The sequence below is a fragment of the Brachybacterium massiliense genome (assembly GCF_900184245.1).
GTDB lineage: Bacteria > Actinomycetota > Actinomycetes > Actinomycetales > Dermabacteraceae > Brachybacterium > Brachybacterium massiliense.
Map to the genome: position 1 here is coordinate 71,727 of NZ_FXXB01000007.1, position 17,822 is coordinate 89,548.

The 17,822-nt window shown below is 72.9% G+C and carries 15 protein-coding genes and 1 pseudogene; 2 read left to right on the top strand and 14 right to left on the bottom strand.

The window, feature by feature from the left end; all coding sequences use genetic code 11:
- Nucleotides 1–122 precede the first annotated feature (122 nt).
- The 6 genes and pseudogenes from truB to BN4251_RS07005 form a co-directional block, all read right to left on the bottom strand.
- Complete coding sequence (truB, locus tag BN4251_RS06980; RefSeq protein WP_087484412.1) at nt 123–1,076, bottom strand: tRNA pseudouridine(55) synthase TruB; 954 nt, start codon at nt 1,074–1,076, stop codon at nt 123–125.
- Complete coding sequence (rbfA, locus tag BN4251_RS06985) at nt 1,073–1,561, bottom strand: 30S ribosome-binding factor RbfA (RefSeq protein WP_087484413.1); 489 nt, start codon at nt 1,559–1,561, stop codon at nt 1,073–1,075. The genes truB and rbfA overlap by 4 nt, the downstream gene beginning before the upstream one ends.
- 286 nt (nt 1,562–1,847) lie before the next feature.
- Nucleotides 1,848–4,765, bottom strand: a pseudogene (gene infB, locus BN4251_RS06990) (translation initiation factor IF-2).
- 96 nt (nt 4,766–4,861) lie between these two features.
- A complete protein-coding gene (locus BN4251_RS06995) occupies nt 4,862–5,167 on the bottom strand; it encodes a YlxR family protein (protein WP_087484414.1) in 306 nt (101 codons plus the stop codon).
- A 138-nt stretch (nt 5,168–5,305) separates the two neighbouring features.
- Nucleotides 5,306–6,292, bottom strand: coding sequence for a transcription termination factor NusA (gene nusA, locus BN4251_RS07000; RefSeq protein ID WP_087484415.1), 987 nt, complete (start codon nt 6,290–6,292; stop codon nt 5,306–5,308).
- 1 nt (nt 6,293) lies between these two features.
- Nucleotides 6,294–6,881, bottom strand: coding sequence for a ribosome maturation factor RimP (locus BN4251_RS07005; RefSeq protein WP_087484416.1), 588 nt, complete (start codon nt 6,879–6,881; stop codon nt 6,294–6,296).
- Nucleotides 6,882–7,006: 125 nt separating this feature from the next.
- On the opposite strand from BN4251_RS07005, the gene BN4251_RS07010 reads away from it, so the two are divergent.
- Entirely contained in the window at nt 7,007–8,077 is a 1,071-nt protein-coding gene (locus BN4251_RS07010) for a DUF4439 domain-containing protein (protein WP_087484417.1), read from the top strand.
- An 18-nt stretch (nt 8,078–8,095) separates the two neighbouring features.
- Here BN4251_RS07010 and BN4251_RS07015 read toward each other — a convergent pair whose 3' ends face one another.
- Nucleotides 8,096–9,880: a proline--tRNA ligase gene (locus BN4251_RS07015; protein WP_087484418.1), complete on the bottom strand. Its 1,785-nt coding sequence runs from the start codon at nt 9,878–9,880 to the stop codon at nt 8,096–8,098.
- Between the two features lie 174 nt (nt 9,881–10,054).
- Between BN4251_RS07015 and BN4251_RS07020 the strand changes: the two genes are divergently transcribed.
- On the top strand, nt 10,055–11,377 hold the full coding sequence (locus tag BN4251_RS07020; RefSeq protein WP_087484419.1) for a glycoside hydrolase family 15 protein: 1,323 nt from the start codon (nt 10,055–10,057) through the stop codon (nt 11,375–11,377).
- A 74-nt stretch (nt 11,378–11,451) separates the two neighbouring features.
- Here BN4251_RS07020 and BN4251_RS07025 read toward each other — a convergent pair whose 3' ends face one another.
- From BN4251_RS07025 to BN4251_RS18945, 7 genes are all read right to left on the bottom strand, one after another.
- Nucleotides 11,452–12,021, bottom strand: a complete 570-nt coding sequence (locus BN4251_RS07025) for a P-loop nucleotide/nucleoside kinase family protein (protein WP_087484420.1) — start codon at nt 12,019–12,021, stop codon at nt 11,452–11,454.
- A gap of 165 nt (nt 12,022–12,186) precedes the next feature.
- On the bottom strand, nt 12,187–13,029 hold the full coding sequence (locus tag BN4251_RS07030) for a GNAT family N-acetyltransferase (RefSeq protein WP_087484421.1): 843 nt from the start codon (nt 13,027–13,029) through the stop codon (nt 12,187–12,189).
- Nucleotides 13,030–13,035: 6 nt separating this feature from the next.
- Nucleotides 13,036–14,196 (bottom strand): flavodoxin-dependent (E)-4-hydroxy-3-methylbut-2-enyl-diphosphate synthase, encoded by a 1,161-nt coding sequence (gene ispG / locus BN4251_RS07035; RefSeq protein ID WP_087484422.1) that lies wholly within the window; start codon nt 14,194–14,196, stop codon nt 13,036–13,038.
- Nucleotides 14,197–14,291: 95 nt separating this feature from the next.
- Complete coding sequence (locus BN4251_RS07040) at nt 14,292–15,635, bottom strand: M50 family metallopeptidase (RefSeq protein ID WP_087484938.1); 1,344 nt, start codon at nt 15,633–15,635, stop codon at nt 14,292–14,294.
- 2 nt (nt 15,636–15,637) lie between these two features.
- Nucleotides 15,638–16,843: a 1-deoxy-D-xylulose-5-phosphate reductoisomerase gene (gene dxr / locus BN4251_RS07045; RefSeq protein ID WP_087484423.1), complete on the bottom strand. Its 1,206-nt coding sequence runs from the start codon at nt 16,841–16,843 to the stop codon at nt 15,638–15,640.
- Nucleotides 16,840–17,388: a DivIVA domain-containing protein gene (locus BN4251_RS07050; RefSeq protein WP_087484424.1), complete on the bottom strand. Its 549-nt coding sequence runs from the start codon at nt 17,386–17,388 to the stop codon at nt 16,840–16,842. Before BN4251_RS07050 ends, dxr begins: the two co-directional genes overlap by 4 nt.
- Before the next feature lie 97 nt (nt 17,389–17,485).
- Nucleotides 17,486–17,818, bottom strand: a complete 333-nt coding sequence (locus BN4251_RS18945; protein WP_087484425.1) for a DivIVA domain-containing protein — start codon at nt 17,816–17,818, stop codon at nt 17,486–17,488.
- Nucleotides 17,819–17,822 lie beyond the last annotated feature (4 nt).

Sequence of the window (17,822 nt, forward strand, 5' to 3'; positions counted from 1 at the left end):
TCGCACCGGCATCACTGCCACCGCGCCGTGGCCACGTGCGCGAACAGCCCGCTGACGAACCGGTTCTGCGGCAGATGCGGTTCGCCAGCGGGCTGTGAGGCCGCAGCGGCGCCGGGGCGGGTTCAGCAGCGGGCGTCGGCCGGGACCACCATGACGGGGCGCCAGCGCGCGCCCTCCCGCTCGAGGATCGCCACCAGGCGTCCGTCGGCGTCGAGAGCGGCGATCGGAGGCTCCTCCCCCGCACCGCGGGCGGCGAGCTCGCCCCCGCGGGGTGCGGCGGTAGCACCCTCGGCGGCCTCGATCCGCTGGCCGGTGCCCAGTGCCGCGGCCTGTGCCTCGTCGACCATGATGCTGCCGAGCACCTGAGCGGCGATCTCGCCGAGCCCGTGCAAAGGCAGCTCGACGTCATCGCCCTCGCCCCGCGCGGGGACGTGCGCGGCACCCTCGACGTCGAACGGGCCCACAGCGGTGCGGCGCAGCGCGGTCAGGTGCCCGCCCACCTCGAGCGCTGTGCCGAGATCACGGGCCAGGGCGCGCACGTAGGTGCCGGAGGAGCAGTCGATCACGGCATCCAGGTCGAGGTGCTCCCCGTCCTCGCGCCGTGCGGTGACCTCGAAGCGGGAGACCCGCACGGGCCGTGCCTCGAGCTGCACGTCCTCCCCCGCGCGCACACGGGCGTAGGCGCGCTTCCCGTCGATCTTGATGGCGCTGACGGCGGAGGGCACCTGGGCGATGTCTCCGCGCAGTTCTTCGAGCTGCTGCGCGATCCGGGCATCGTCCAGCCCGGTCGCGTCGATCTGCTCGCCGAGCACCTCGCCCTCACGGTCATCGGTCGTGGTGGCGCGGCCCAGGCGGATCGTGGCCTGGTAGGTCTTGCCGAGCCCCACCAGGTAGGTGAGCAGCCGGGTGCCCTGACCGACGCCGAGCACCAACAGCCCGGTGGCCATCGGATCGAGCGTGCCCGCGTGGCCGACCTTCTTGGTGCCCAGCAACCAGCGCACGCGGGCGACCACGTCATGGCTGGTGCGCTCGGCGGCCTTGTCGACCAGGAGGATGCCGTGAGGGGCGGCGCTCACGCCTGCTCGCGGCCCGTCGTCTCGTCGGGGGTGTCCTCGGCGTCGTCGGCCTCGGAGTCCTCCTCCCCGCGCGGCTTGCGGTAGGGATCCGCGTCGCCGGCGTAGCTGGCGCCCGCCTTGGTGCGCTCGAGGTCGGCGTCACGGCCGCGCGCCTCGCTGAGCAGGTCCTCGATGATGCGGGCGTTCTCGGGGACGGCGTCCGCGATGAACTCGAGGGTGGGGGTCAGGCGGATGCCGGTCTGGCGGCCCACCTCGCGGCGCAGCATCCCGGTGGCACTGGCCAGCGCGGCGGCGGTGCCCTCGCGCTCCTCATCGGAGCCGAAGACGGTGTAGAAGACGGTGGCGTGCTGGAGGTCGCCGGTCACGCGCACATCGGTGATGGTCACGAAGCCGAGCCGCGGGTCCTTGACCCGGGTGTCGATCATGGTCGCGACGATGACCTTGATGCGGTCGGCGAGCTTGAGGGCGCGGGGGTTGTCAGTCATGGGTGGGAGTTCTCCTGGTCTGGGACGAGCACTGCGGGCGACGTCCGAGGGGGTGGTCTGAGAGCGCTGCGGAGGGCGCCTGTGCACGGGAGGGCCGGCAGCGGTGCTGCAGGGGGTGGTCCGCTCCCGGCCTCGGCCGGTGGACCATGAGAGCGAAACGCCCCGCGGCCGGCGCGGTGGAGCGCTGGGCCGACGGGGCTCGCAGGAGGAGGAACACCTCGGTCACGGTGTGCTCCTCCCCACGGGCGGCGGTCGGGCATCGCGGGGATGCCCGACCGTGCCGATGTCAGATGCGGGGCTTCTCCTGCATCTCGTAGGTGGTGATGATGTCCTCGAGCTGGAGGTCGTTGTACGAGCCCAGGTTGATACCGCACTCGTAGCCGTCGCGGACCTCGGTGACATCGTCCTTGAAGCGGCGCAGACCGGCCACCTCGATGTTCTCGGCGATGACGACACCGTTGCGCGTGATGCGAGCCTTCGCACCGCGCCGGATGATGCCGCTGCGCACGATCGAACCGGCGATGTTGCCGAACTTGGAGGAGCGGAAGATCTCGCGGATCTCCGCCGAGCCGAGCTCGACCTCCTCGTACTCCGGCTTGAGCATGCCCTTGAGGGCCTGCTCGACCTCGTCGATGGCGTTGTAGATGACCGAGTAGTACTTGATCTCCACGCCCTCGCGGTCGGCGTAGTCCGCGTTCAGGCCCTCGGCCCGCACGTTGTAGCCGATGATGACCGCGTTCGAGGCGACGGCGAGGTTGATGTTGTTCATCGTGATCGCACCGACGCCGCGGTCGATGATCCGCAGATCCACGCCGTCGCCGATCTCGATGCCCAGCAGCGCCTCCTCGAGAGCCTCCACGGCACCGGCCGCGTCACCCTTGAGGATGAGGTTGAGGGTCTCGACCTTGCCGTCGGCCATGTGCTGGTTGATGTCCTCGAGGCTGATGCGCTTGCGCACCTTGGACAGCGACGCGGCACGCTTGGCGGCCTCGCGCTTCTCCGCGATCTGGCGGGCGGTGCGCTCGTCCTGGGCGACCAGGAAGGAGTCACCGGCGCCGGGCACCGAGGTCAGGCCGAGCACCTGGACCGGACGCGAGGGACCGGCCTCCTCGACGCTCACGCCGTTCTCGTCGAGCATGGCGCGCACGCGGCCGTGGCCGCTGCCGCAGACGATCGCATCGCCCACGCGCAGGGTGCCCTGCTCGACCAGGACGGTGGCGACCGGGCCGCGGCCCTTGTCGAGGTTCGCCTCGATGGACACGCCACGCGCGTCCTTGTCCGGGTTGGCGGTGAGCTCGAGCGCGGCATCGGCGGTCAGCAGCACCGCCTCCAGCAGCGAGTCGATGTTGAGGTTCTCGCGGGCGGAGACGTCGACGAACATGGTCTCGCCGCCGTACTCCTCGGCGATCAGGTTGTACTCGGTCAGCTGCTGGCGGATCTTCTCGGGGTTCGCCTCGGGCTTGTCCACCTTGTTGACCGCGACCACGATCGGCACGTCGGCCGCCTGGGCGTGGTTGAGCGCCTCGATGGTCTGCGGCATCACGCCGTCATCCGCCGCGACCACGAGGATCGCGATGTCGGTGACCTTGGCGCCGCGGGCACGCATGGCGGTGAACGCCTCATGGCCCGGGGTGTCGATGAAGGTGATCGCGCGATCGGCGCCCTCGTGCTCGACCTCGACCTGGTACGCACCGATGTGCTGGGTGATGCCACCGGCCTCGCCGGCGCCGACGGTCGACTTCCGGATCGTGTCCAGCAGTCGGGTCTTGCCGTGGTCGACGTGGCCCATGACGGTGACCACCGGGGGACGCGGGGCGCGGTCCTCGGCGTCCTCCTCGGCGAGCTCGGCATCGAGGTCGATGTCGAACTGCTCGAGCAGCTCGCGCTCCTCGTCCTCCGGGGAGACGATCTCGATCTTGTAGCCCAGCTCGGTGCCGAGCAGCTCGAAGGTGACCTCGTCCAGGGACTGGGTGGCGGTGGCCATCTCGCCCATCGCGAACAGCACCGTGATCAGCGACGCCGGGTTGACGTCGATGCGGTCGGCGAAGTCGGTCAGGGATGCGCCGCGGCGCAGGCGGATCGTCGTGTTGCCGTCACCGCGCGGGATCGAGACGCCGCCCGGTGCGGGCGCGGACATCTGCTCGAACTCTGCGCGCTTCGCACGCTTCGACTTGCGCGAGCGGGCGGGCTTGCCGCCGCGACCGAAGGCGCCCTGGGTGCTGCCACGACCGCCGCGGCCGCGGGGACCGCCGCCGGGACGTGCGGGACCGCCGCCGGGGCCGCCGGGGCCGGGGCGACCGCCACGGCCACGGCCGGGGCCGCCGCCCTGGTTGGCGTCGGCGAGGCCGCCGGAGGAGTGCTGGCGCATGATGCCCGGGGTGGGCATGCCGGGACGACCGGCCGGACGCGGAGCGGAGCCGCCGGGACGGGGCGCGCCGCCCTCGCGGGGCGGGCGCGAACCGGACTGGTCCTGACCGCCGGGGCGGGGACGCTGGCCCGGACGGGGCATGCCCTGCGAGCTGGCGAAGGGGTTGTTGCCGGGACGGGGGCCGCCGCCACGGGGACCGCCCTCGCCGCGCGGCGGACGACCGCCGCCGGGCGCGGGCTTGCGCGCGCCGGGACGGGGCATGCCCTGCGAGCTGGCGAAGGGGTTGTTGCCGGGGCGTGCGCCGCCGGGCTTGGGAGCGGTGCCCGGGGTGGGCTTCTGGCCGCCGGGCTTCGGGCCGGGGGCCGGAGCCGGAGCGGCCGGCTTGGACGCCGACTCGTCAGCCGCCTCCGCGGGAGCCTTCGGCGCCGGGGCGGGGGCCTCGGGCTCGGCGGGCATCTCGGCGGCGGGGTTGGCGCCCGGCTTCGGGGCGGGCGCACCGGGCCTGGCGGCGCCGGGGCGGGGGCCTCGGGCTCGGCGGGCATCTCGGCGGCGGGCTTGGCGCCCGGCTTCGGGGCGGACGCACCGGGCTTGGGCGCGGCGCCGCCGGGCTTGGGCGCACCGGACTTCGCGGGGGTGCCGCCGGAGGCGCTCTTCGCCGCGGGAGCGTCATCCGCCTTCTTGGCGGGCAGCTCCTCGCGCAGACGGCGCGCTACCGGGGCTTCGATGGTCGAGGAGGCGGAGCGAACGAATTCGCCCATGTCCTGCAGCTTCTGCAGCACTGCCTTGCTCGGGTGTCCGAGCTCCTTGGCGAGCTCGTGGACGCGGACCTTAGCCACATTTCTCCTGTCTCGGTCCGGCCGACAAGAGGGCGCGGACCATTAGTTCCTGAAGGTGCTCATTTGCGAGTACTCATCGGATGTCCATGGGTTCTTCTACCTGTTCCATGTTCGGGCGGGTTCGAAGCTCTCGAGGTCCCGGGCGAGGTGCCCGGTGTCGACGGCACCGCGGAACGACCGGGCGACGCCGCCTCGCCGCAGGGCGAGGTCGAGACAAGCTGCATCGGGGTGGAGCCATGCCCCGCGGCCCGGTGCCGACCCGGTGGGGTCGACGCGGACACGTGGGGCGCGATCCTCGGGAGCGGACTCCCGGACCAGACGCACCAGCTGCTCGCGCGGGGCGACCTGACGGCAGCCGACGCACGTGCGCTCGGGGACATGGGGGACGGAGCGAGTGTTCACGCCGCATCCTCCGTTCCGAGCGCGTCCGCTGAGGCAGGCAGGATCCGAGATCGATCTGCGGTTCTGCTCGGCGAACAGCCTCCCCAGTGTAGCGGACCGACACCGCTGCGACCTCAGCGGGGAGGCCTGCGACACACCTCAGGCGCCGGCGGGCGGCTCCGGTGCGCTCTCCGGGCGGATGTCGATCTTCCAGCCGGTGAGCTTCGCGGCCAGACGGGCGTTCTGCCCGTCCTTGCCGATCGCGAGGGAGAGCTGGTTCTCGGGGACCACCGCGCGCACGGCGCGGCCCACCTCGTCGATCACGGTCACGCTGGAGACCTTCGCGGGCGAGAGCGCGTTGGTGACGTACCGGGTGGGGTCCTCGTCGAAGTCGACGATGTCGATCTTCTCCCCGCCGAGCTCGTTCATCACGGCGCGCACGCGCGCGCCCATCGGGCCGATGCAGGAGCCCTTGGGGTTCACCCCGGGCACCGTGCCGTAGACCGCCATCTTGGTGCGGTGGCCGGCTTCGCGGGCGAGCCCGGCGATCTCGACGGTGCCGTCGGCGACCTCGGGGACCTCGAGAGCGAACAGTCGCCGCACCAGGTTCGGGTGCGAGCGAGAGAGCGTGATCTGGGGGCCCTTGGGGCCGCGCCGCGCCTCGGTGACATAGGCGCGCAGCCGACGACCGTGGGAGTAGTCCTCGCCCGGCACGCGCTCGTGCGGGGGCAGCACCGCTTCGACGTCTCCCAGGTCCACCAGCACCATCCGCGGGTCGCGGCCCTGCTGGATGATGCCCGAGACGATGTCGTCGGCGCGATCGGCGAACTCGCCGAGCACCGCCTCGTCCTCGAGGTCGCGGATGCGCTGGAAGATCACCTGGCGGGCGGTCGAGGCGGCGACGCGCCCGAAGTTCTCGGGGGTGTCGTCCCACTCCTCGATCACCGTGCCGTCGCCGTCGCGCTCCCGCGCGATCACGGCGACCTCGCCGGTGCTCTCGTCGATCAGCACCTCCGAGTCGCGCACCGGGTGGTCGGTGTGGAGGTAGGCGGCGTGGAGGGCCGAGCGGATCGCGTCCAGCAGCACGGGCAGGCTGATCTCGCGCTCCCGTTCGAGGGCCCGCAGGGCACCCATGTCGATGTCCATCTCAGCTCTCCTTCGTTGCGGTGGGGTGGTTCTGGGCCTCGGCGTCGGCGAGCAGCTGCGCGAGGTCGGCGGGGGGATCGAACTCGATCTCGACCCGGGCGTCGGTGATCTGCGCGAGAGGGAGCCGGAGATGCTCCGTGGTCCCTGCGGCGAGCTTGAGGGGCCGCCCGCGGTCGTCGCGGCCCGGCTCCTGGCGCAGGGACAGCTCCTCGCCGTCGACCGCGAGCAGCCGCGCGCGCAGGGCGGTGCCGTCGGCGGTGGTCAGGGCGAGCAGCCGGCCCCGTGAGCGCCGGAAGTGGCGCGGTGCGGTGAGGGTGCGCTCGACACCGGGGGTGGTCACCTCGAGCAGGACGGGATCGGCGCCCAGCAGGGTGTCGTCGGCGTCGACCATCTCGGAGAGCTCACGAGAGGCCTCGGCGACGGTGTCGAGATCGGCGCTGCCCAGCTGGTCCTCGGGCAGATCCACGATCAGCCGCACCTGCGGGGTCCCGCCGCCGCGGATCTCGATGTCCTCGAGGACGAGGCCGTGGGCGTCCAGCACCCGGGTGGCCGCGTCCCGCAGGATGGTCAGGTCATCGAGTGCGCTCATGGCCGCTCGTCTCCTCCTGCTATGGGTTCTGTGATGCCCGGGGGTCCCCCGGAGCAGTCCCCCCAGGATAGTGGGCGCGCGCTGCTCGCGCGCACCTCGGAGGCCCCGATGCGACAATCCTCCTTGTGTCGCTCCTCGCTCGTCCCGCCGCCGTCCCCCGTCGAGGGGTGCTGCGTCTCGCCATCGGCGCCCTCGCCGTGATGACCGCAGCGGGCTGCGGACGGATCACGCTGGGAGGTCCCGAGGAGTACACGCCGCCCCCGCCCGGCATCGACGACCTCTTCCGCATCGACCTGCTCACCGCGCTCGAGCGCGCCCTGGCCGGCACCGAGCAGGTGATCGCCGTGCACGATCCCGGGACTGAAGAGCCCGCCCTGTCAGCCACCCTGACCACCTTGGCCGCCGCGCTGCCGATCCAGCGCACCGCGCTGCTGACCGCCGCGCAGCGGGAGAAGGAGGACGAGGCGCGCGAGGATCCCGCGCCCGGGCAGACCCCCTCCCCCGTCCCCGCGGATGCGCCCACGGACCCCGCAGGGCTGCTCGAGACGCTGGTGGAGCTGCGGGACCTCGCGACCGACGCCGCCCGGCAGGTCTCCGGGTCGCTCGCCCGCCCGGTGGTCGCGATCGCGGCGCACACGGCATGGATCGCGCAGCGGCTCGCGGACACCGGCGCGCTAGGAGAGGTGCGGCCGCCGACGAGCGCCGAGCAGATAGTGGCCACCCGCGAGGTGCCGGCCACGGACCCTCCCTCGATCGGCGCCGAGAGCGACTACCACACCTCGATCGAGCAGACCCAGCAGGAGGAGTGGTACGCCGCCTACCTCCATGAGGTGCTCGCGGCCCGCACCGAGGAGGAGGCGCGCGAGGAGCACCTGGGTCAGGTCGAGGTCCACCGCACCCGCGCCGAGGAGCTGGCCCTGCTGGCGGAGCAGGACGGCGCCCCCGTGGTGCCGCGCCAGGCCGTCTACGCCCTCCCGGGCGGGACGCTCGATGCGCAGCTGGCGGGCCGGCTGCCCACCCTGCTCGCGCAGGGGCTGCTGATCGACCACGTGGCGCTCACCGGCGCGGCACCCTTCGAGCGGCGGCCGCTGCCGATCGCCGCCGCGCTCGAGGAGGCGGTGCGCCTGGCCGGGATGGTGGATGCACTCGAGCCCCTGCCGAGCCTGGAGGTGGAGGGTCCGCCGGCGCGCTCCTGAGCACGCCGGCGCCGGGGTTCAGGCCCCGCGGACCTCCGCCACGACGGCGTCCACGACCTCCTGGGGCGAGACCTCGCGCACCTCGCCGCTGGCACGGTCGCGGAGCTCGACCACGCCCGTGGCCAGTCCCCTGCCGATCACGACGGCGGTGGGCATGCCCAGCAGCTCGGCGTCCTTGAACTTCACGCCCGGGGACACCTTGGGACGGTCGTCCAGCAGCACCTCGAGGCCGTGCGCCTCGAGCTCGGCGGCGATGCGCTCGGCCTCCTCGAAGATCTCCTGGCCCTTGCCGGTGGCCATGATGTGCACGTCGGCGGGGGCGAGCTGGCGCGGCCAGGCCAGGCCCTTCTCGTCGTGGTACAGCTCGGCGACGGCCGCGACCGCGCGGGTGACCCCGATGCCATAGGAGCCCATCGTCACCACGACGGCCTTGCCGTTCTCGTCGAGCACCTTGAGGTCCAGCGCCTCGGCGTACTTGCGGCCGAGCTGGAAGATGTGGCCCATCTCCATGCCGCGCGTCAGGCGCAGCGGGCCGGAGCCGTCGGGAGCGGGATCGCCGTCGCGCACCTCCGCGGCCTCGATGGTGCCGTCGGCGGTGAAGTCGCGCCCGTAGACGAGATCGTAGACGTGCTTGTCCTTCTGCCCGGCGCCGGCGACCCACGAGGTGCCCGGCACCACGCGCGGATCCACCAGGTAGCGGATCCCGGACTCCGCCTCCAGGCCCAGCCCCTCGGGGCCGATGTACCCCTTGGTCAGCACCGGGTGCTGGGCGAAATCGGCGTCGGTGAAGGGCGTGGCGATCGCGGGGGCGACGGCGACCTCGAGCCGCTTTGCATCCACCTCGCGGTCGCCGGGCAGCGCGATCACCAGCGGCTCGGTGGTGCCGTCGGGGTGGGTGAGCAGGTAGACGAGGTGCTTGAGCATCTCGTAGCGCGTCCACTCGCCGGACTCGGCGATCGGGCCCTGACCGGGGAAGGCCCGGTTGGAGAACTCGGCGAGCTTCGCGATGGTCGAGGCGCCGGGGGTGTCTTCGATGTGCATCGCCGGCAGCGCGGCGATCGCGGCCTCGTCCAGGGCGGGCGGGGCGAGAGTGGTGACCGCCTCGACGTTCGCGGCGTAGCCGCCGTCGGAGACCACGAAGGTGTCCTCCCCCACCGGGGTGGGGTGGAGGAACTCCTCGGAGCGGGAGCCGCCCATCGCGCCGGCGTCGGCCTGGCAGATCACGGTGGGCAGGCCGAGGCGCTCGAAGGTGCGCTGGTAGGCGCCGCGCTGCTTCTCGTAGGAGGCGTCCAGGCCCGCGTCGGCGACGTCGAAGGAGTAGGCGTCCTTCATGAGGAACTCGCGGGTGCGCAGCAGCCCGGCGCGGGGACGGGCCTCATCGCGGTACTTCGACTGGATCTGGTACAGCATCGTGGGCAGGTCCTTGTACGAGGAGAACAGGTCCTTCACCGTGAGGGTGAACATCTCCTCGTGCGTGGGGGCGAGCAGGTAGTCGTCCTGCCTGCGGTCCTGGAGGCGGAACAGGTTCGGGCCGTAGTCCTCCCAGCGGCCGGTGGCCTCGTAGGGCTCGCGCGGCTGGAGGGCCGAGAACAGCACCTCCTGGCCGCCGATCGCGTCCTGCTCCTCGCGCACGATCTGCTCGACCTTGCGCAGCACTTTCAGCCCGAGCGGCAACCAGGTGTAGACGCCTGCGGCGCTGCGGCGGATGTAGCCCGCACGCACCAGCAGCTTGTGGCTGGCCACCTCGGCGTCGGCCGGGTCCTCCCGCAGGGTGCGGACGAACGACGAGGACAGACGGATCATGGAGCAGGCCTTTCACACGGGGCGGATCGGTGCGGGGCCACCGGTGGCTCGCGCAGGCCCATGGTAACGGTCCGGGACGGCGCACCGGCGCTCGCGGAGAGCGCGCAGCGGGCGTCCGACGGCTGCTGTGCGGGCGCTGGGCGGGCACGGAGCGTGCGCCGGTACCCTCGGGGGATGCCCAGCTCCTCGTCCCGTCGGCAGGTGCTGCGCGGGACCGGTGCCCTCGCGGCGCTGGGGGCCCTCAGCGCCGGCGGCCTCACCGCGCATCGCGCGCTGCGCCCGGCGATCGACCCCGCGACTGAGATCCCGCTGTGGTCCCAGACCGTCGTCTACGACGCAGACGGGAGGCGCCGCACTGTGGGTGCTCGCGCCGGCGGCACCGCGCCCGACGACGGTGCCCGGCTGAGCTCCGACCACCCCGGCAGCTCTCCCGTGCGCGCTCGTGCGGAGGAGTTCTGGGAGGGCACCGCCGCCTGGCGCACCTCCCTCTCCGATGCTCCGGGAATCGGTGCGGGGCTGCCGACCCTGGCGGAGTCCGCGCTGCGCGACCTGTGGGTGCTCAGCGACGACCTGCCCGCCCCCGCGGCCGGATGGAGCGACTCCTGGCGGTACATCTGGCCGCGCGACACCGCCTTCTGCGCGGCGGCCCTGGCCCGGGTGGGGCACGTGGACACCGCGCTCTCAGCGCTCCTGCACCTCCAGTCCCTCCAGGGATCCGACGGCTGGTTCGAGGCCCGATACGACCCGGCGACCGGGCAGGCGCCCGATCGCCGGCACCGTCAGTTCGACGGCACCGGGCTGCTGCTGTGGGCGGCCGACGAGGTCGCCGACGCCGCCGGCGCCACGCGCCGCGAGCAGGTGCTCGAGGCACTGGACCCGCTGATCACCACCTCCCTCAGCGCCCTGCACACCGGCACCCGCGGCGGGGCGGGCCTGCCGCCGGTCTCCCCCGACTACTGGGAGGTGCGCGAGGACGCGGTGACCCTGGGGATCATGGCCGCGACGCTCACCGGTCTGCGTGCCGGGGCGCGGATGACCGGCGCGGCCGCCGCGCACGAGGCGGCCGAGACCTTCGCCGTGCTGCTCGAGGGCACCTTCGGTCAGCACGGCCATCAGCGTTATCGCCGCGGCGGAGGCCCGGACTCCGCCCTCGCCTTCTTCGATGCGACCGGGTGCCACGACGTGGCCACGCCCGCGCAGCTGCTCTCGCTGCGCACCTCCCTCGCCCGGCCCGGAGGCGGCATCGCACCGGGCGCCGCCTGGAGGGAGGACGGGGTGAGCTGGACGCCGTCGACCAGCCTGCTCGCCCTGGGCCTCGCCCGCGCCGGCGAGCACGAGGAGGCCACGGCGATCCTGACCTGGCTCGCCGCTCACCGCACCGAGGCGGGGTCGCTGCCGGAGAAGGTGCTGTTCGACGGGCGGCCGGCGGAGGTCGCCCCGCTCGCCTGGACCGCCGCGAACGCGGTGCTGGCGCTGGATGCGCTGCGGCGCGGATGATCGGCGGGTGCGTCTGCGCCGCGGGCGCCGAGCGCGTCGGGCGAGTGGGCACGGCGGGCAGCCGAGCGCGACGGTCAGCCGAGCGCGGCCAGTAGCTCGTCGACCGCACGCGCCGGCGTGATGTCCTCGAGGTCGAGGATCACGGCCTCCGGCGGGGCCGGCAGCTGCGGCATCTCGAGCAGCTCGGACAGGACCTCCGGGTCCACCAGCTTGGACCTCTCGGCCCGTTCGGGAGCGGAGACCCGCGCGAGCAGCGCCTCGCGGGAGGCCGTGAGCCACACCGGCACGAATCGCACGCCGCGGCGGTCGGCGAGGTCGCGCAGGCGCTGGGCGTGCTCGGCGTTCTCAGGGCTGTCGGGGAGCCAGAAGGTGAAGACGTGGCTGAGCGAGGCCGGGGCAGCGGCGGTGGCCTCGTGCACCACCTCGCGCACGCGGTCACGCAGGGCGTCGGTCTGCTCGAGCGTCACGTCGGAGTCGCGGCCCAGCCCCATCGGCACGAACACGGCGTTGTTGACCAGGTGGTTGTCGACCACGATCGCGCCGGTGCGCCGATCGAGCTCGCGAGCGAGGGTCAGCTTGCCGACGGCGGGCGGACCCTGCAGCAGGTAGAGGCGGGGTTCAGCGGGCGAGGTCGGCGCGGTCATCGCCGGAGTGTATCCGCTGCGGCGGGCGCGCCGTCCTGCGGCGGCCCCGCAACCGCCCGCTGGCGAACCGCTTCTGGTCGAGATCTGGGTCGCCAGTGGGCTGTTGCGGGTCCGAGGCGAGGGTGCGAGCGCCGGCGCGGAGCGGACCGGGGCCGACGGCACAGCTCAGAACAGGATCGTGGTCAGTTCCCCGACCTGGTGGAAGCCCGCGGCGGCGTAGGCCCGCCGCGCCGGCGCGTTGAAGTCGTTGACGTAGAGGGTGACCTGCGGGGCGTGGTCCCGGCGCACCTGGGCCACCAGCTCGGCCATCCCGGCGCGTCCCAGGCCCTGACCGCGCCGATCGGGCCGCACCCAGACCCCGTGGATCTGCGCGACCGGCCCGAAGATCGCGCCGACGTCCGCCTTGAACAGCACCTGGCCGCCCTCGATCACCACATAGGTGCGGCGGTGGCGGATCAGCTCGGCGATCCGAGCCCGGTAGGAGCGCCCGCTGTCGCCCAGCAGCGGATCCACGCCCACCTCCTCGCGGAACATCGCGACGGCTGCGGGGAACACCGCCGACTCCTCGCCCGGGCGCGCCGGTCGGAGCCCTGCGGGCGGGCTCGAGACGGTCTCCTCGGCCAGCAGCAGGGGCTGGCTCCAGCGGTACTCGCGCACGTCGGCGCCCCAGCTCGGCGCCAGGTGCTCCCAGAGCCGCTGCACCGCGGCGCGGTCGCCGACGACGGAGCTGGCCCGTCGGCCGCGACCGGCCATGCGGCGGCCGAAATCATCCAGCGCCTGCTCGGTCGCGGACATCGGCGAGAGGTTCACACCGTGCCAGAGCACGCCCTCGGGGCGCAGCTCCTCACCGGAGATCGAGAACTCCTGGGCCAGCGCGGCCGAGCGCGCCGCCTCCCCGAGCCGCGCTCCGGCGAGCGCGTTGGTGATCGGGTCGGTCAGCGCGAGGGCGAGCGCGGCGTCGAGGCCGCCGGGACGGAGCGCACGCACCCGCCCGCCGCGCCGGAACATGGGCGGTCAGCCCACGGAGACGGAGGGAGCACCCGAGGCGGGGACGTCCTCCCCCATCTCAGCCGCGATGCGGTTGGCCTCGGCCAGCAGGGTCTCGACGATGTCCGCCTCGGGGACGGTCTTGATGACCTCGCCCTTGACGAAGATCTGGCCCTTGCCGTTGCCGGAGGCCACACCGAGATCGGCCTCGCGAGCCTCCCCCGGACCGTTGACGACGCAGCCCATCACCGCGACGCGCAGCGGCACCTCGAGGTGCTTGAGCCCCTCGGTGACCTCGTCGGCGAGCTTGTAGACGTCCACCTGGGCGCGGCCGCAGGAGGGGCAGGAGACGATGTCCAGCTTGCGGGGCTTGAGGTTCAGCGACTGCAGGATCTGGTTGCCGACCTTGACCTCCTCGACCGGCGGGGCCGAGAGCGAGACGCGGATGGTGTCGCCGATACCCTCGCCCAGCAGGATGCCGAAGGCGACAGAAGACTTGATGGTGCCCTGGAAGGCGGGGCCCGCCTCGGTCACGCCGAGGTGCAGGGGCCAGTCGCCCTCCTCCGCCAGCTGACGGTAGGCCTCGACCATGATGATCGGGTCGTTGTGCTTGACGGAGATGCCGAAGTCGTGGAAGCCGTGCTCCTCGAAGAGCGAGGCCTCCCACTTCGCGGAGGCGACCAGCGCCTCCGGGGTCACGCGGTCGCCGGTCATCATGCGCTTGTCGATGCTGCCGGCGTTCACGCCGATGCGCAGGGCGGTGCCGTGGTCGTTCGCGGCCTTGGCGATGTCCTTGACCTGATCATCGAAGCGACGGATGTTGCCGGGGTTCACGCGCACCCCGGCGCAGCCGGCCTCGATCGCGGCGAAGACGTACTTGGGCTGGAAGTGGATGTCAGCGATCACCGGGATCGGGGACTTCGCGGCGATCGCGACGAGCGCATCCGCATCCTCCTGGCGCGGGCAGGCCACGCGCACGATGTCGCAGCCTGCGGCGGTCAGCTCCGCGATCTGCTGGAGGGTCGCGTTGATGTCATGCGTGGGGGTGGTGGTCATCGACTGCACCGTGATCGGTGCATCGCCGCCCACGTGGATCTTGCCGAGCTTGACCTTGCGGGTCTTCCGCCGGGGGGCGAGCACCGGCGGCGGCTGCTTGACGGACGGGATACCGAGGCTCACAGAAGTCACCCCTCCATTATGGACTCGGGAGCACCCCGTGCGAGGCGAGATGCGACACCTCCACCGCTCCTGCACGTGTGCGGTGGCCCAGCGCACCCCCGCGCTCAGGGGAACAGGGTGATGGGACGGACGATGTCCGCGTACAGCAGCAGCAGGGTCATCAGGATGAAGACGATCGCGACCGCGTTGGTCAGCGGCAGCATCCGCGACATGTCCACCGGGCCGGGGTCCGGGCGGCCGCGCAGCCGGGCCAGGGACCTCCTCAGCCCCTCGAGCAGCGCCCCGGCGACGTGGCCGCCGTCCAGCGGCAGCAGCGGGACCAGATTGAACACGAACAGCGCCATGTTCAGCGAGGCCAGCATCGAGACCATGGTGCCGGTCTTCTCGCGCAGCTCGAAGCCGGGCTGATCGGCGGAGGCCACCTCACCCGCCAGGCGGGAGACGCCGACGACACCGAGCGGGCCGTTGGGATCACGCTCGGCGTCCCCGAAGGCCGCCTGGCCCACCTCGTACAGCCGCACCGGCAGGGTGAGCACGAGCCTGCCCGTCTGGGTGAAGGCGGACCATGCCATCTCCGGCACCGCGGCCGGGGACCGGGGCACCAGGTCCGGGGTGCCGGCGACCCCGAGGAAGCCCACCTGCTCGGTGACCAGGTTCCCGTCGGCGTCGCGCACCGCGGCGCCGTCCTCGTCGAGCACGGGGCGGGCGTCGATGATCATCGTCGCCTCGAGGCGGAGGGTCTGCCCGTCCCGCTCGACGACCACCTCGACGGTGCGGTCCTGCGCGGAGCGTACGGCGGTGGTGACGTCGGACCAGCGCTCGATCTGCCGGCCGTCGATCTCCCGCAGCACGTCGCCGGGGCGGATGCCCGCGGCCAGGGCCGGGGCGGCCGGGCGGCCCTCGCACGACGTGTCCGCGGGCGCGTCCGCGGGGACCACGCATTCCGAGACGCTCTGCACGGTGGGCGTCACCGCCGGCAGCCCGATACCGCTGACCAGCACCACCATCAGCACCACCGAGATCAGCAGGTTCATCAGCGGCCCGCCGAGCATCACCACGAGCTTCTTGGGCACCGACAGCGCGACGAAGGTGCGGTGGGCGTCCTCCGGCCCGTACTGGGCGGACTCGTACTGCTTCGCCTCCTCGGACAGCTCGGTCATCTGCTGCAGCAGGCCGGTGGAGTCCTCGCGGATGGTTCCCTCGGGCTCCCCCTTGTGCGGCGGGTACATGCCGATCATCCGGATGTAGCCGCCCAGCGGGATGGCCTTGAGGCCGTACTCGGTCTCGCCCCGGGTGCGGGAGAGGAGCGTGGGCCCGAAGCCGATCATGTACTGGGTCACGCGCACCCCGAACAGCTTCGCGGGCACCAGGTGCCCCACCTCGTGCAGCGCGATCGAGACGGCGAGCCCGATCGCGATGATCAGCACGCCGAGCAGGAACAGCAGCACGGTCAGCGGCCTCGGCCGGTGAGCCGGGCGCGGGCGGCGGTGCGCGCCCACTCCTCGACGGCGAGCAGGCCGCCGACCCCGTCGACCCGCTGAGCGCGGGGTCGCTGCGGATCCTCGAGCACCTCGCGGATCAGCGCGGTGATGCCGAGGAAGCTCAGGGACCCGTCGAAGAAGGCGTCCACCGCCTCCTCGTTCACGGCGTTGTAGACGGCCATCGCCCCGCCGCCCTCGCGGTGCGCGGCGCGGGCGAGCGCGATCGCGTCGAAGGTGTCCTCGTCGACCGGTTCGAAGGTCCAGGACTGGGCGGTGCGGAAGTCCAGCGGCGCCGCCAGTCCCGGGAGCTTCTCGGGATGGGCGAGCGCCCAGCCGATCGCATGGCGCATGTCCGGCGGGCTCGCCTGCGCGATCGTGGAGCCGTCCACGAGGGTGACCATCGAGTGGACGATCGACTGGGGGTGGACGACCACCTGGACGCGGTCCTCGGGCAGATCGAACTGGAAGCAGGCTTCGATCACCTCGAGCGCCTTGTTGACCAGGGTCGCGGAGTTGGTGGTGATCACCCGGCCCATCGACCAGGTGGGGTGGGCGAGCGCCTGCTCGGGCGTGACCTGGGCGAGCTGCTCGCGGCTGCGGCCGCGGAAGGGTCCGCCCGAGGCGGTGACCACCAGGTGGTCGATCTGGTCGTGGGTGAGGCCGGCCAGGGCCTGGGCGATCGCGGTGTGCTCGGAGTCCACGGGCAGGATCTGGCCGGGGGCCGCGGCGTCCGTGACCAGGTGCCCGCCCACGACGAGCGATTCCTTGTTGGCCAGGGCCAGTCGCGCCCCTGAGGCGAGAGCGGCGAGGGTGGGCAGCAGGCCGACGGAGCCGGTGATCGCGTTGAGCACGACATCCCCCTCGGCGAGGGAGCCGGCCAGCTCGACCACCGCGTCAGCGCCCGCGGTGATCTGCGGGGCGGGGATCCCGGCGTCTCGGCAGGCGCTGTGCACCGCGGCCCCGACGGCCTCCGCGCGGGCGGCGTCGGAGACCACGAGCTGCGCGGGGCGGTGCGCGACCGCCTGCTCGGCCACCAGCTCCGGGCGGCTGCCGCCGACGGCGAGGCCGTGGACCCGGGCGATGTCCGGGTAGCGGGTCAGGACGTCGAGCGCCTGGGTGCCGATCGAGCCGGTCGCTCCGAGCAGGACCAGGCGGCGCGAGGGGGTGCCGGTCACGGCACGGAGGCCATCACGTCCGCGACATGGTCGAGGTAGACGTCCACGACGGCCTCGCGGTACCCGTCGGGGCCGCGGCGGCGGCCGAAGGCGGCGCGCCGCACATCGTCCACGCTCATCGGGTGGCCGTCGGTGAAGTAGGCGACGAGCTGGTCGCACAGGGCGTCGACGTCCGCCTTGTCGTAGGCGGGCTCTCCCTGCGCGGCCGGGGCGAAGCGGTCCCCCGCCGGACGCTCCAGACGCTCCTTGAGCACCTCGGCGCGCTCGGTGAGCTGCGCGATCCAGGTCTCCTCGCCGTCGCGGGCGATCGCATCGTCCCGTGCCTGCAGCGCGAAGGCGTCCGAGAGGCGGTCCAGGGCCTCGTCGACGACCCTCATGTCATAGCCGCCGCGCTCGGTCGCGAAGCTCGCCGAGGTGATGTCGGCGCCGCTGAAGGCCGGATCGCGCCCCTCGTAGGCGGAGCGGGCGCGGGAGAGGAACGCGTCGACCTCGCGCATGTCGTATCCGACGCTGAAGCGCGAGACACGCTCGAACGATGTGCTCACCAGTGGATCCTTCCTCGGTGCTGTCGGGCTCCCACTGTAGCGGCGTGGGAGTGCTGGGACGGGGAGGCGTGCGGGAGGGAGCGCTGCGGCGCCGGGCTCACCGGTCGCCTCCGAAGAGGCGTGCGAAGAAGCCGGGGCGGCGCTCCGCGGGGTGCGGGACGGAAGCGGTGACATGCTGCTGCGGGAGCGCGGGGTGCTGCGTGGGGTCGTCGAGCAGCGGGACCAGCACGTCATCGAGGAAGCGGTCGACCTCGTCCATGTCGTAGCCCTCACGGAACCTGGTGGGGGTGAAGCGCTTCTCCGTCACCTCCTGGGCCGTGATCGAGCCGTCCCCGCTGCGCGCAGCGCGCTCGCAGCGGTCGATGAAGTCGTCGACCTCCTGGGCGTCGTATCCCGGTCCGAAGCGCGCGGACGTGAAGCGGATCTCCATGGCG